Here is a 14,330-nt window from a genome sequence, read left to right as displayed (position 1 = left end):
ATCACGGGAATCAGCCGGTGGCGCGGCCGGCGCTCTCCGGCCGGTCGAGGAAGTACAGCCGCGCCCGCTTCTCCGGCAGCTCGATCTCCGGGCCGGGCCGGAAGCCGCTGCGCAGCAGCCGCCGGTGCATCCGGTCGTTGCGCACGTCCGGCTCCATGACGATCCGCAGCCGTCCCGGGTCGGCGAGGACGAACGCCAGGATCGCGCCGAACAGGGCGCCCGTGAAGCCCGGCTCGGCGGTCACCGGGGGCGCCACCAGCAGGTGGACGCCGATGTCGCCCGGGCGCACCTCGTAGTGCTCGCCGACCGGGTCGGCCCCGGGCTCGTACGTCTGCGCCAGCGCCGCCGGCACGCCGTCGCGGTGCACCAGGTACGCGTGGTGGGTGGTCAGTGAATCCAGGTACGCGTAGATCTCGCGGACCCGCTCGCGGCTGGCCCCGCGCATCCCCCAGAACCGGGCCCGGTCCATCGTGACCCAACCGTGCAGCAGGTCGGCGTCGTCGTCGGGGCGTACCGGTGCGATGGTGACGACGCCGAACCCGGGCACGTCACGTCGGTGGTGCGGTCGGTCAGTGCTCATCCGGCTCCTCGGTGAGGCGGTCCCAGTCGGTGGTCACCGGCAGCAGGTCGCCGGTCAGCCACGCGGACCGCTGGTCGTCGTGGTGCGCGTCGCCGGGCACCCCGCTCGCGCCGGACGGGACCACCCACCGGCTGTCGTGGCGCCGGGCCAGGTCCCAGACGTACCGCGCGGCCGGCCCCCGGAAGCACCCGTGGGTGACCCCCGGCACGCTCGACGTGGCCAGCACGCAGTCGTGGTCGCCGTGCAGGCGCGGCCCGGGCGGGGCGTCCGGGTCGGGCAGGGCCCGCCAGGCCGTCAGCCGGTGCAGGTCACCCCAGCGCACCGTGCCGTCCGTCGCGGCCGCGACCTCCTCGGCCGCCGCGCGCACCACCGCCGCGACGTCCACGCCGGGCAGCGGGGCCGTGCCGAGCAGGTGCTCCAGCGCGTAACCGACCCGCGGCGTCAGCGCCAACCAGGGCGCGAACACCTCGGGGTACGCGGCCAGCGCGGCCAGCGCGGCCAGCGCCGGATGGTCGGCGATCCGGCGTACGACGGCGGCGCGCAGCAGGGCGAAGTCGGCGGCGTCGACGCTGTCGGCGTCCATCCGCCGGTCCCAGCGCCGCAGCCGGTCGCGCAGCGCGGCGGCGGCCTCACCGAGCCCGGTCACCGCGTCGAGCACCCCCAGCAGTGCCCCGGCCGACCCGAGGTATGTGTCGGTGTGGATCGCGGCCAGGTCGTCGACGGTGTGGTCCCGGCCGGCGTCCAGCAGGTCGGCGATGCGCCGCGCCCGGTGCGGTGGCGCGAACTCGACGCCGAGCGGCGCGGACAGCCCGCGCTCGTTGGCCATCACCGCCCGGCCGGTCACCTCGGCCCGGGGCATCGGCGCGTACCAGCCCTGCCAGGCGTACGCGGTCTCCCACGCCGGGACGGGCCGCCGGCCGTTGTCCGGGTGCCGCACGGGCACGGCACCGGCGACCCGGTGCAGCAGGCCCCCGGCGGTGTCGGCCGCCTGCACCACGTTGACGGGCTCCACCCAGTGCCGCAGGGCGGCATCCACATCGGACACGTCGCGGGCCCGCAGCAGCTCCGGTATCGCCGCGAAGCCCAGCTCACCGGTGACCCGGGGCGGATAGCGCAGGCTCAGCGCCGTCTCGTCGTCCGGTCCGCCGGCGATCACCGGGCCCCGGTCGGTCTCGACGATCTCCACCTCGACCGGGTCCGCGCCGGCCACCTCGACGGTCTCGACGTGGACGGACGCCTCCCGCCAGCCGTCCGGGCCGAGTGCCCGTACGCCGCCGTCGTGCCGGCGCAGCCGCTCGACGTAGACGTCCTGGTAGTCGGCCATCGCGTTGGTGATCGCCCAGGCGACCGGGCCGGTGTGGCCGAAGTGCGCGATGCCCGGCACGCCCGGCACGGCCAGGCCGACCACGTCGTACTCCGGGCAGGCCAGCCGGATCTGCTGGTAGACGCCCGGGTCCTCCAGGATCCGGTGCGGGTCGCCGGCCAGCAGCGCCGCGCCGCTGGCGGTGCGGGAACCGGCGAGCAGCCACCCGTTGCTGCCGGCGACGGCCGGCCCGTCGGTGGCGAACGCGTCGACCGCCGCCGGGCCGAGGGTCCGCGCGACGTGTTCGCGCCAGAGCTTGCCCGGGAACCCCGCGAACAGGATGTGGTGCCCGAGCCACACCGCGAGCGGCGTCCACGGCTCCCACCGGCCCGGGGTGAGCCCGACGGCGGCGAACTCCGGCGCGCGGGCCGCCCCGGCGGCGAGGCCGGCGTTCACCCCGGCCACGTACGCGCCCACCCACTCGGCGGTTGCCGCGTCCAGGTTGGCGTGGCAGCGGCGGGCGGTGTCGTCCAGCCGGACCTGCCGGGCGAAGCGGTCCCAGCCCAGCGCGTCGACGCCGAGGAAGGCGGCGCTGGTGCCCTGCGACCGGTGCCGCTCCACCTCGATCTGCCACGCCCGGTCGTACGCGGTCACCCGGCCCTGCGCCGCGGCCAGGGCGAGCGGATCGTCGGCGCGGACGTGCGGCACGCCCCACGGGTCGCGGAACCGTCGGGCCGTCATGCCGGCTCGGCCGCGCGTCGGCGGGCGGCCGGTACGACCAGCGGGGTGCCGGTCTCCGGGTCGTCGATCACCCGGCAGGGCAGCCCGAACACCTCGGCGACCAGGTCGGCGGTCACCACCTCGCGCGGGTCACCGGAGGCCACCACCCGACCGTCGCGCATGGCGATGAGGTGGGTGGCGTACCGGGCGGCGTGGTTGAGGTCGTGCAGCACCGCGACCAGCGTACGGCCCTGCTCCTCGTGCAGCCGGGCGCAGAGGTCGAGGATGTCGATCTGGTGGGCGATGTCGAGGTAGGTGGTCGGCTCGTCGAGCAGCAGCAGCGGCGTCTGCTGCGCCAGCGCCATCGCGATCCAGACGCGCTGCCGTTGGCCGCCGGACAGCTCGTCCACCGGCCGGTCGGCGAGGTCGGCGACCCCGGTCGCGGCCATCGACTCGTCGACGATCCGCTCGTCCTCGCGCGACCACTGCCGCAGCAGCCCCTGGTGCGGGTAGCGACCCCGGGCGACCAGCTCGGCCACGCCGATCCCGTCCGGCGCGATGGACGTCTGGGGTAGCAGGCCGAGGGTGCGGGCGACCGAGCGGGCGCTCTGCTGGTGGATGTCCCGGCCGTCCAGCAGCACCGCGCCCGCGCTCGGGCGCAGCATCCGGGACAGCGCGCGCAGCAGCGTCGACTTGCCGCACGCGTTCGGGCCGATGATCACCGTGAACGACCCGTCGGGCACCGCGACGGTGAGGTTCTCGGAGATGGTGCGCCGGTCGTAGGCGAGGGTCAGCGCGCTGCCGCCGAGGCGGGAGGTCATGGGTGCTCCTTGTTCCGAGGTGGTCACAGCCGGCCCGCCCGGCGTTCGACGGCCAGCAGCCAGACCAGGTAGCCGCCGCCGAGCACGCCGGTCACCACGCCGACCGGAAGCTGGTGCCCGGCGAACGCGCGTTGGGCCACCAGGTCGGCGCCGACCAGCAGGGCCGCGCCGACCGCCATCGAGGGCAGCAGGTTCGGTCCGGGCGCGCGGGTCAGCCGCTTCGCGACGTGCGGCGCGACGAGCGCCACGAACGACACCGGGCCGGCCGCCGCCGCCGCGAACGAGACGAGCAGCACCGCCGCGGCGAGCAGCACCAGGCGTACCCGGCGGACCGGCACGCCGAGCGCGCTGGCGGTGTCGTCGCCCAGCTCCATCATCCGCAGCGCCGGGGCGCAGCCGACGAGCACCAGCGGCGCGAGCACGGCGGTGACGGCCAGCAGCGGCCCGGCGTTGGCCCAGCCCCGCCCGTCCAGGCTGCCGGTGAGCCAGAGCACCGCGCGGGCGGCGTCCATCAGCGGCGCGCGGGTCAGCAGGTAGCCGTTGACGCCGGTGAGGATCGCGGCCACGCCGATGCCGACCAGGACGAGGCGATAGCCGTGCACGCCCCGCCGCCAGGCGAGCGCGTAGATGACCAGGCCGGTGACGAGCCCGCCGACGACCGCCGCGCCGGCCAGGGCCAGGCTCCCGCCACCCACGACGACCACCACCAGCGCGCCGGTCGACGCCCCCTGGGTGAAGCCCAGGATGTCCGGGCTGCCCAGCGGGTTGCGGACCAGTGACTGGAACAGCGTGCCGCCCAGCGCCAGCGCGGCGCCGACCAGCAGGGCGGTGACCAACCGGGGTAGGCGCAGCTCGGTCACGATGAACTGCTCCGCCGCGCTGCCGCCGCCGGTCAGGGCGCGCAGCACGTCGGCGGGGCCCATCGGGTAGTCGCCGCTGCCCATCGCGACCAGCGAGAGCCCGGCGGCGAGCAGCGTCGCGCCGAGACCGACGGCCAGGGCGCGGGGGCGGAACCGCACCGACAACCCCCCGGGGGTACGGACGACCGCGCTCATGGGGCTACCTCAGTTCGCGACTGCGGGGCTCGCAAACCCGGCTCACTCCTCGCGCTCATGGGTGGGCCACCCGGGAGCGGCTGACCAGCCAGAGGAAGAGCGGGCCGCCCAGCACGGCGGTGACCATGCCGACCTGGAGTTCACCGGGTCGCCCGAGCAGCCGGCCCAGCACGTCGGCGCCGAGCAGCAGGACCGGCGCGAGCACCGCGCAGTACGGCAGCAGCCAGCGCAGGTCGGGTCCGGTCAGCGCGCGGACCAGGTGGGGCACGAGCAGTCCGACGAAGACGATGGGTCCGCAGGCGGCGGTCGCCGCGCCGCAGAGCAGGGTGACCGCGACGATCACGGCGGCCCGGATCAGGGCCGGTCGGGCGCCCAGCGCCCGGGCCGCGTCGTCGCCGAGCGCGAGGGCGTTCAGCGGACGGGCCGCGCCGAGGGCGACCAGCAGGCCGACCAGGATGAACGGCGTCACCCGGGCCACCGTCGCGGCGTCCGCGCTGGCCAGCGAGCCGACCGTCCAGAACCGCAGCCGGTCCAGGGAGGCGGTGTCCAGCAGCATGACCGCGCTCACGAACGAGTAGAGGGTGGCGTTGAGCGCCGCGCCGGCCAGCGCGAGGCGGGCCGGGGTGGCGCCCCGTCCGCCGCCGACGGCGTAGACCAGCGCGGTGACCAGGGCCGCGCCGAGCAGCGCGAACCAGACGTACCCGCCGATGGCCGTGACGCCCAGGAAGGCGGCGGCGGTGGCCACGGCGGCGGACGCCCCGGCGTTGATGCCGAGCAGCCCGGGGTCGGCCAGGGGGTTGCGGGTGAGCGCCTGCATCACGGCGCCGGCCACGCCGAGCGCCGTGCCGGCGAGCAGCCCGAGCAGGGTGCGGGGCAGCCGCATCCGGTGCACCACGGCGTACTCGGTGGCGTCGCGGTGCAGCAGCCCGGACCAGACGTCGGCGAGCGGCAGCGACTTCGCGCCGACCGCGATGCTGAGCACCAGGATCACGCCGAGCAGCGCCACGGCGGCGAGCAGGCCAGCGGCGCGGGTCGCCCGGCGTCGCTTCGGTGCGGGGGCCGTCGGCGCGTTCGACACGGGTGGTGTCGGGGCGGTGACGGTGGGTGTGGCGTCCAGTGTGGGCTCCGGGGTGTGGCGACACGGCGAACCGCTGTTGACAACGAGCGAGGTTAGGCTAACCTAACCCCGCTGTCCCGGTCGACCCCGGCCTTCCTTTGATCGAAAGACGACACCATGCCCGATGCACTGTCCGCCCGTCGCCTCTCCCGTCGTGGTCTGCTGGCCGCTGGCGGCGCCGCCACGCTGGCCGCGCTGCTCGCCGGCTGCGGCACGGACGACACCGCCAAATCTTCGGGCAGCGACAACGCCGCCGGCCCCTGGTCGTTCACCGACGATCGCAACAAGAAGGTCGAGGCGGGGGCCCGTCCGGCGCGCGTGGTGGCCTTCACGGGCGTCGCGGCAGCCTTGGTCGATTTCGGTCTCGACAAGCAGCTCGTCGGCGTGTTCGGCGAGACCAAGCGAGCCGACGGCACGAAGGACCCGCAGGCCGGCGACCTGAACGTCGAGGGCGTCGAGATCCTCGGCAACGTCTGGGGCGAGTTCAGCCTGGAGAAGTACGCCGCCCTGCGCCCCGAGCTGCTGGTCACGCACATGTACGACCCGGACGCCCTCTGGTACGTGCCGGACGAGAGCAAGGACAAGATCCTGCCGCTCGCGCCCAGCGTGGCGATCACCACCGCGCGGGTGCCGATGACCAAGCCCATCGAGCGGTACGCGGCGCTCGCGGAGTCGCTCGGCGCCGACCTCACCGCCAAGAAGGTCACCGACGCGAAGACCCGCTTCGACGCCGCCGCCGACGCCGTCCGGCAGGCCGTCAAGGCCAACCCGGGCATCCGGGTGATGGCCTGCTCGGGCAGCCCCGACCTGTTCTACGTCTCCAACCCCAAGGTCAGCACCGACCTGATGTACTTCGCCGAGCTGGGCGTCGACATCGTGGTGCCGACCAAGCTCGAAGCCGGCGACTACTTCGAGGCGTTGAGCTGGGAGAACGCCGGCAAGTTCCCCGCCGACCTGATCCTGCTGGACAACCGCAGCACCGCGTTGCAGCCCAAGGACCTCGCCGCCAAGCCGACCTGGGCGCAGCTGCCCGCCGTGCGGGCCAACCAGGTGACGCCGTGGGACGCGGTGCCCCGCTTCTCGTACGCCGGGGCCGCGCCGCTGCTGGAGAACCTGGCCACCGCCATCCGGAACGCCAAGAAGGTCGGCTGACGCCATGAGCACGAGCACCGTCGAACCCGTCGCCCTGCAGTACCGCTTCTTCGCCGCGCACGTCGTGCGGGCCCGTCAGGTGGGGGCCTCGCTGATCCGGGTCACCTTCGGCGGCGCGGAGCTGGTCGACTTCGCCGGCGGCGGACGGGACCAGAGCGTGTCGCTGTTCCTGCCGCACCCGGGTCAGGACGCCCCGGTCGTCCCGGTCGAGCGCGGCGAGGACTGGTTCGGCGCCTGGCGTGCCCTTCCGTCGGACGTCCGCGCGGTCATGCGCTCGTACACCATCCGGGAGCACCGCCCGGCGGTCGGCGAGGTGGACATCGACTTCGTCGGCCACGGCGGCACCGGTCCCGCCTCGCGGTGGGCCAGCCTGGCGGTGGCCGGTGACCGGGTGCTGCTGCTCGGCCCGGCCGTGTACGACAACCGCAGCGTCTGCTTCCGGCCGCCGGACGACACCGACCTCGTGGTGCTGGCCGCCGACGAGACCGCGCTGCCGGCCACCGCCGGGATCCTGGCCTGGCTGCCCGCCGGCACCCGGGTCCGCGCCTGGATCGAGGTCCCGGACGCGGCGGACATCACCGAGCTGCCCACCGACGCCGACGCGGAGATCCGCTGGATCGTGCGCGGCAGCACCGCCCCCGGAAGTGACCTGCTGGTCAGCGCGCTGCGCGCCGCCCGGCTGCCGGCCGGCAACCCGTACACCTGGATCGCCGGCGAGTCCGGCGTGGTGCGGGCGCTACGCCGGCACCTGGTCGGCGAGCGCGGCTTCGACCGTCGACGGGTGACCTTCGCCGGCTACTGGCGGCGCGGCATGTCCGAGGAGGACGTGCGCGCCGAGGCGCTGGCCGGCGCCACCGCCTGACCGGCGATCCCACCAGAGGGCAGCACGGCCCCCGGCGCGCGCACGCGCCGGGGGAGGGTTCCGGCTGCCCATCGTCAGAACGTGGAAGGACATCCGTGACCGTGCCGACGTACCCCGCCGAGACCGACCCGAGCAGCGCACCGGGCGCTCCACCACCGGCCGGAGCGCCCACCGGGGCCCGCGCCCACCTGCTGCACGACGGGTCCGTCGAGCAGTACCGGCGCGCGATCGCCGACGGCGTCGACCGGGTCGTCCGGCGGGTCGCCGCGGTGGAGCGGCCCAGCACCGGAATCACGCCGGCCGAACTGGCCCCCCTCGTCGACGGCGTCGACCTGGACCGGCCGCTGGGCGATGCCGGCGCGGCGTTGGACGAGCTGGAGGACGTCTACCTGCGCGACGCCGTCTGGTTTCACCACCCCCGCTACCTGGCCCACCTCAACTGCCCCGTGGTCATCCCGGCGCTGCTCGGCGAGGCGGTGCTCAGCGCGGTCAACTCCTCCCTGGACACCTGGGACCAGAGTGCCGGCGCCACGCTCATCGAGCGCCGACTGATCGACTGGACCGCCGCCCGGATCGGCCTCGGTCCGGACGCCGACGGGGTGTTCACCAGCGGGGGCAGCCAGTCCAACCTCCAGGCGCTGCTGCTGGCCCGGGAGGAGGCGTGCGCCGCCGCGACCACCCCGGCGGCACGCCTGGACCTGCTGCCCCGCCTGCGCGTGCTCACCTCCGTGGCCGGGCATTTCAGCGTCCAGAAGTCCGCCAAGCTCCTCGGCCTCGCCCCGGACGCGGTGATCGCGGTGCCCACCGACGCGCGGCGACGCATCCGGCCCGCCGCCGTCCGCGAGGAGATCGCCCGCTGCCGGGCGGCCGGACTGGTCCCGATGGCCGTCGTCGGCACCGCCGGCACCACCGACTTCGGCTCCATCGACCCGCTCGCCGACCTCGCCGAGGTCTGCGCGGCGACCGGCGTCTGGCTGCACGTCGACGCCGCGTACGGCTGCGGACTGCTCGTCTCGCCGACGCGCCGACACCTGCTCGACGGCATCGAACGCGCCGACTCGGTGACCGTCGACTACCACAAGTCGTTCTTCCAGCCGGTCAGTTCGAGTGCCCTGCTGGTCCGCGACCGGCGGATGCTGCGGCACGCCACCTACCACGCCGACTACCTCAACCCGGCCCGGATGGTGGAGCAGCAGATCCCCAACCAGGTCGACAAGAGCCTGCAGACCACCCGCCGCTTCGACGCGCTGAAGCTGTGGCTGACCCTGCGGGTGATGGGCCCGGACGCGCTCGGTGAACTCTTCGACGAGGTGGTCGACGCCGCGGCGGACGCCTGGCAACTCGTCAGCGAGGACCCCCGTTTCGAGGTGGTGACGCGCTCGCAGTTGAGCACCGTGGTCTTCCGCTACCTACCCACCGGACCGGGCCGTGAGCTGGCCGACGCCGCGAACCTGTACGCCCGCGAGGCGCTGGCCGCCTCCGGCCTGGCCGTGGTCGCCGGCACCCGGGTCGACGGTCGGCACTTCCTCAAGTTCACGCTGCTGAATCCGGCCACCACCGTCGACGACGTCGGCCACGTGCTCGAACTGATCGCCGGACACGCCGGACGGTACGTGCGCGACGCCGTCGCGGCCGACCTGACCTGCCCCGTCGGCTGACCCCGAACCCCGCCTGGAGAAGAAGATGTCCACCCACGACTTCGTCGCCGTCGGGCTCGGTCCGTACAACCTGGGCCTGGCCTGTCTCACCGCGCCGATCGACGAGCTGGACGGGGTGTTCCTGGAGGCCCGGCCCAGCCTCGCCTGGCACCCCGGCATGCTGCTGGAGTCGGCCCGGTTGCAGACCCCGTTCATCGCCGACCTGGTCAGCCTCGCCGACCCGACCTCCCCGTACTCGTTCCTCAACTACCTCAAGGAGATCGGCCGGCTCTACCCGTTCTACATCCGGGAGAGTTTCTACCCGCTGCGCAGCGAGTACGACGCGTACTGCCGGTGGGCGGCGGCGAAGCTGCCGCACCTGCGCTTCGGTCAGACGGTGACCGCCGTGGAGTACGACGACGCCGACGAGCGGTACGTGGTGCGGGCCACCGCCGGCGGGTCGGAGATCGTCGAGTACCGCGCCCGGCACCTGGTGCTCGGCACCGGCACGCCGCCGCATCTGCCGGCCGCCGTCGCCGGGCTCGCCGGGGACGCCGTGCACAACTCGCGCTACCTGGAGCACCGGGACGCGCTGCGGTCCAAGCGCAGCATCACGGTGGTGGGCAGCGGGCAGAGCGCCGCCGAGATCTACCACGACCTGCTCGGCGACATCGGCCGGTACGGCTACCAGCTCAACTGGGTCACCCGCTCACCCCGGTTCTTCCCGCTCGAATACACGAAGCTGACGTTGGAGATGACCTCACCGGACTACGTGGACTACTTCCACGCGCTGCCGGAGCAGACCCGCTACCGGCTGGAAGCGGAGCAGAAGGGCCTGTTCAAGGGGATCAACTCCGACCTGATCAACGACATCTTCGACCTGCTCTACGCGCACAGCGTCGACGGGCCGGTGAACACCCGGCTGATCACCAACACCGAGCTGGTGGACGCCGCGCACCACGACGGGGAGTACACGCTCGGCCTGCGGCATGTGGAGCAGGGGCGCGATGTCACCCTGCGCACCGAGGGGCTGGTCCTGGCCACCGGCTACCACTACCGGGTGCCGACGTTCCTCGAACCGGTGCGCGACCGGATCCGCTGGGACGCGCACGGTCGCTTCGACGTGGCCCGTAACTACAGCATCGACCACGACGGGCGGGGCATCTTCCTGCAGAACGCGGGCACCCACACGCACAGCATCACCTCACCCGACCTGGGCATGGGCGCGTACCGCAACTCCTGGATCATCCGGGAGCTGCTCGGCCGGGAGCACTACCCGATCGAAAAGAGCATCACCTTCCAGGAGTTCGGGGTGGTGTCGTGAGTGTGGTCTTCACCCGCGTCGACGACCGGCTCGGGGAGTTCGCCCTGCGTACCCTCGATCCGCAGGCCGACGCCGCGCTGCTGCACGGCTGGGTGACCCACCCGAGGTCGGCGTTCTGGCTGCTGCAGGACGCCGACGAGGCGCAGGTCGTCGAGGAGTACCGGCGCATCGCCGCGCACCCGCACCACGACGCGTACCTCGGTCTGTGGCGCGGACGCCCGGCCTTCCTGGCCGAGCGCTACGACCCGGCCCACGTGGATCTGGTCGGCCGGTACGAGAACCGGCCCGGCGACGTGGGCATGCACTTCCTGTGCGCGCCCCCCGGCACGCCGGTGCACGGCTTCACCCGCGCGGTGATCCGTACCGTCATGGCCTGGCTCTTCGCCGACCCGGCGACCGTGCGCGTGGTGGTCGAGCCGGACGTGCGCAACACGGCGGTGCACGCGCTGAACGCCGCCGTCGGGTTCGAGGTCGTCGGCGCGATCACCATGCCGGAGAAGGAGGCGCTGCTCAGCGTCTGCACCCGCGCCCAGTTCCAGGCCGCCACCGAGCCGGCCGCCGCCACCGCAGGAGAAGGAGCCCTGGCGTGACCACCACCGCCATCGCCACCCCACCGACCGTCGCCGACCCGGGCGACCCGGTCGCGCACCTCACCCCGCAGCGCTGGGCGCGGGCCAACCGGATGCTGGTCCGCAAGGCGCTCGCCGAGTTCACCCACGAGCGGCTGCTCACCCCGGCGCCCGTGCCGGGCCCCGACGACCGCCAGTGGTACGAGGTCCGCAGCGACGACGGCACGGTCACCTACCGGTTCGCCGCCCGGGTGCTCGCCCTGGCCCACTGGCAGATCGACGCGGACAGCATCACCCGGTACCGCGCCGGAGTCTCGCTGGCACCCGACGCGGTGGACCTGATCGTCGAGCTGCGCGGCACGCTGGGGCTCTCCGCGCGGGTGCTGCCCGTCTACCTGGAGGAGATCACCTCCACCTTGGCCGGTACGGCGTACAAGCTGGCCCAGGGCGCACCGAGCGCCGCCGAGCTGGCGGGTGCGGACTTCCAGACCATCGAGACGTCCATGACCGAGGGCCACCCCTGCTTCGTGGCCAACAACGGCCGGCTCGGTTTCGGCGTCGACGAGTACCACCGCTACGCGCCGGAGACCGCCACCCCGGTACGCCTGGAGTGGCTGGCCGCGCACCGCGACCACGCGACGTTCAGCAGCGCGGCCGACCTCGACTACGACACCCTCATCGCCGGTGAGTTGGACGCATCGACCCGGGCCCGGTTCGCCGCCACGATGGCCGACCTGGGGCTCGACCTCGCCGACTACCACCTCATCCCGACGCACCCCTGGCAGTGGTGGAACAAGCTGGCCGTGACGTTCGCGGGGGAGTTGGCCGAACGTCGGCTCGTGCACCTCGGTCCCGGACCGGACGCGTACCTCGCGCAGCAGTCCATCCGGACCTTCTTCAACGTCTCCGAACCGGGCCGGCACTACGTCAAGACCGCGCTGTCGGTGCTGAACATGGGCTTCATGCGAGGGCTGTCGGCCGCGTACATGGCCGCCACCCCGGCCATCAACGACTGGTTGGCCGCCCTGATCGTCGCCGACGAGGTGCTGGCCGGTACGGGCCTGACGGTCATCCGCGAGCGCGCGGCGGTCGGCTACCGGCACCGGCAGTACGAGGCGGCGACCGAGCGGACCTCCCCGTACCGCAAGATGCTCGCCGCCCTGTGGCGGGAGAGCCCGGTGCCGAGCCTGGCGCCGGGGGAGCGACTGTCCACGATGGCCGCGCTGCTGCACGTCGACGACGACGGCGGCTCGCTGGCGGCGGCGCTGATCGAGCGGTCCGGCCTCGCGCCCGAGGTCTGGCTGCGCCGCTACCTGGACGCCTACCTGACCCCGCTGCTGCACAGCTTCTACGCTCACGACCTGGCCTTCATGCCGCACGGCGAGAACGTCATCCTGGTCCTCGACGAGCACGACACCGTCCAGCGGGTGATCTTCAAGGACATCGCCGAGGAGATCGCGGTGTTGAGCGCCGACGTCGAGCTGCCGGCCGAGGTGGAGCGCATCCGGGTCGAGGTGCCCGACGACACGAAGTTGCTGACCATCTTCACCGACGTGGTGGACTGCTTCCTGCGTCACCTCAACGCGGTGCTGGTCGAGGCGGGAGCGCTCACCGAGGACGCCTTCTGGGGCACGGTCGCGGCCTGCGCCGCCGACTACTTCGCGCGGGTGCCGCACCTGGCCGAGCGGGTCCGCCACTACGACCTGTTCGCCCCCGAGTTCGCGCTGTCCTGCCTCAACCGCCTTCAGCTGCGCGACAACCAGCAGATGCTCGACCTGGCCGACCCGTCGGCCGCCCTCCAGTTCGTCGGCACCCTCGTCAATCCGTTGGCCGCCCACGCCCCGGCCCGCTGACACCGCGCCGCGTCCCGGCCGCCGCCCGGGACGCGGCGCGACGCCCGGCTACCGGTAGTCGGCGAAGACCCGCCGTTGTACGCCGTCGACGGTGACCGGGCCGCCGTGCGGAAGGATCCACTGCGGTCTGGTGTGGCCGAACGGGACGCCGACGCAGACGACCGCCTCGGGGTTGTAGCGGTGTACCAGGTCGACGACCGTGTCGCGCTGCTGTTCGCGCAGCCGCGCCCGCTCCTGCGCGTCGGGTCGGCGGTCGAAGTCCGAGACCGGGGGACGGGCGACCAGGACCGCGTCGGCGGCGGCCAGGAGACCGCGTTCACCCAGTGCGCGGACGATCCAGCCGACCTCGCGGGCGGGCAGGAGCTCCTCCGACGTCTCGATGATCAGCACACCGCCGCGCAGCACCTCGGGCGGGAACGGGAAGCGTCCCGCCGTGAGGATCCACTGCAGGACCTCCAGGCACCCGCCCCAGGTGGGGCCGGTGACCGTGCGCGCCGGCCCGTGCCAGCTCCACGGCTCGGTCGGCTCGCGTTCCCCGAACGACTGCAACGCCCGCGGGTCGTCCCAGGCGAGCCCGATGTCCTCGGACTCGCCCGGGTCGGTGATCTCCAACCGCTCACCGGTGAGCAGCGCGGCGCGCAGCGACCGGGCGTGAACGTCGTCCACGGCGGGACCGGGGCCGAGGTGCACCTGGGACGACCCGCCGTAGAAGCTCGCGATGCCGAGCCCCCACAGCCACTGGTGCAGGTTGGTGTTGTCGCTGGTGCCCAGGAACGGCTTCGGGTCGGCGCGGGCCAGGTCGGCGTCCAGGTGGGGGACGACGGTGATCTGGTCGTCGCCGCCGACGACGGCGAGGATGGCGCGTACCCGAGGGTCGGCGAAGGCGGCGTTGAGGTCGGCCGCGCGCGCCTGCGCGCTCGCGCCGACCGTACGGGTGGTGGGGTACTCGACCGGCACGAGGCCGGTCACGTCGGCGAGCCGGCGCATGGCCTGCTCGTGGATCTCGGGAAAGGCGCCGGCGGCGGCGAAGGACGGCGACACCACCGCGATGCGGTCGCCCGGACGCGCCTTCGGCGGACGAACAAGATCGTGCTCCATCTCGCGATTCCACCAGCGACACCCGTCGGCGCGCATCCCGTTTCGGGTGCGTAGCCGGCGGCCGCACCGTGCAGAGATCCACCGGTGTTATCGATAACACGAGGTGAGACCCCCTACCGCACCGGTGTCGTCACGCCTGATCTAGCAGCTCAGGGATGGTGCACAGCGAGCCGTAATAGTTAGAACCTTGAATTCCTTAGTCATCCGGCCGTAGCATGCCGGACACGGATGTGAACGTT

12 protein-coding genes are annotated in these 14,330 nt (G+C 73.5%); 6 read left to right on the top strand and 6 right to left on the bottom strand.

The window, feature by feature from the left end; all coding sequences use genetic code 11:
- Positions 1–10: 10 nt before the first annotated feature.
- Genes ACN269_RS05355 through ACN269_RS05335 form a run of 5 tightly spaced genes read right to left on the bottom strand, consistent with a single transcriptional unit; the run spans position 11 to position 5,557 of the window.
- Positions 11–580 (bottom strand): GNAT family N-acetyltransferase, encoded by a 570-nt coding sequence (locus ACN269_RS05355; protein ID WP_421471319.1) that lies wholly within the window; start codon positions 578–580, stop codon positions 11–13.
- Positions 570–2,624: a penicillin acylase family protein gene (locus ACN269_RS05350; protein ID WP_421471318.1), complete on the bottom strand. Its 2,055-nt coding sequence runs from the start codon at positions 2,622–2,624 to the stop codon at positions 570–572. Before ACN269_RS05350 ends, ACN269_RS05355 begins: the two co-directional genes overlap by 11 nt.
- Positions 2,621–3,424, bottom strand: coding sequence for an ABC transporter ATP-binding protein (locus ACN269_RS05345; protein ID WP_421471317.1), 804 nt, complete (start codon positions 3,422–3,424; stop codon positions 2,621–2,623). Before ACN269_RS05345 ends, ACN269_RS05350 begins: the two co-directional genes overlap by 4 nt.
- Before the next feature lie 23 nt (positions 3,425–3,447).
- Entirely contained in the window at positions 3,448–4,479 is a 1,032-nt protein-coding gene (locus ACN269_RS05340) for a FecCD family ABC transporter permease (RefSeq protein ID WP_421471316.1), read from the bottom strand.
- A 55-nt stretch (positions 4,480–4,534) separates the two neighbouring features.
- Positions 4,535–5,557, bottom strand: a complete 1,023-nt coding sequence (locus ACN269_RS05335; RefSeq protein WP_421471315.1) for a FecCD family ABC transporter permease — start codon at positions 5,555–5,557, stop codon at positions 4,535–4,537.
- A gap of 156 nt (positions 5,558–5,713) precedes the next feature.
- On the opposite strand from ACN269_RS05335, the gene ACN269_RS05330 reads away from it, so the two are divergent.
- The 6 genes from ACN269_RS05330 to ACN269_RS05305 all read left to right on the top strand — a co-directional run bounded on the left by ACN269_RS05330 (position 5,714) and on the right by ACN269_RS05305 (position 12,993).
- Positions 5,714–6,748: an ABC transporter substrate-binding protein gene (locus ACN269_RS05330; protein ID WP_421471314.1), complete on the top strand. Its 1,035-nt coding sequence runs from the start codon at positions 5,714–5,716 to the stop codon at positions 6,746–6,748.
- Positions 6,749–6,752: 4 nt separating this feature from the next.
- Positions 6,753–7,610, top strand: coding sequence for a siderophore-interacting protein (locus ACN269_RS05325; protein ID WP_421471313.1), 858 nt, complete (start codon positions 6,753–6,755; stop codon positions 7,608–7,610).
- Between the two features lie 95 nt (positions 7,611–7,705).
- A complete protein-coding gene (locus ACN269_RS05320; protein ID WP_421471312.1) occupies positions 7,706–9,268 on the top strand; it encodes a pyridoxal phosphate-dependent decarboxylase family protein in 1,563 nt (520 codons plus the stop codon).
- Positions 9,269–9,293: 25 nt separating this feature from the next.
- A complete protein-coding gene (locus ACN269_RS05315; RefSeq protein ID WP_421471311.1) occupies positions 9,294–10,571 on the top strand; it encodes a lysine N(6)-hydroxylase/L-ornithine N(5)-oxygenase family protein in 1,278 nt (425 codons plus the stop codon).
- Positions 10,568–11,161 carry a GNAT family N-acetyltransferase gene (locus ACN269_RS05310; protein ID WP_421471310.1) on the top strand — a complete coding sequence of 198 codons (594 nt, stop codon included), beginning with the start codon at positions 10,568–10,570 and terminating at the stop codon, positions 11,159–11,161. The genes ACN269_RS05315 and ACN269_RS05310 overlap by 4 nt, the downstream gene beginning before the upstream one ends.
- Before the next feature lie 92 nt (positions 11,162–11,253).
- A complete protein-coding gene (locus ACN269_RS05305; RefSeq protein WP_421476206.1) occupies positions 11,254–12,993 on the top strand; it encodes an IucA/IucC family protein in 1,740 nt (579 codons plus the stop codon).
- Positions 12,994–13,041: 48 nt separating this feature from the next.
- Here the strand turns inward: ACN269_RS05305 and ACN269_RS05300 are convergent, their stop codons facing one another.
- A complete protein-coding gene (locus tag ACN269_RS05300; RefSeq protein WP_421471309.1) occupies positions 13,042–14,091 on the bottom strand; it encodes a S66 family peptidase in 1,050 nt (349 codons plus the stop codon).
- Positions 14,092–14,330: the final 239 nt, after the last annotated feature.

Origin of the sequence: Micromonospora sp. WMMD736 (assembly GCF_049179015.1) — a bacterium.
Taxonomy (GTDB): domain Bacteria; phylum Actinomycetota; class Actinomycetes; order Mycobacteriales; family Micromonosporaceae; genus Micromonospora.
Note: the sequence above shows the minus strand (reverse complement) of the source record. Positions and strands in the feature narration are given on the sequence as shown.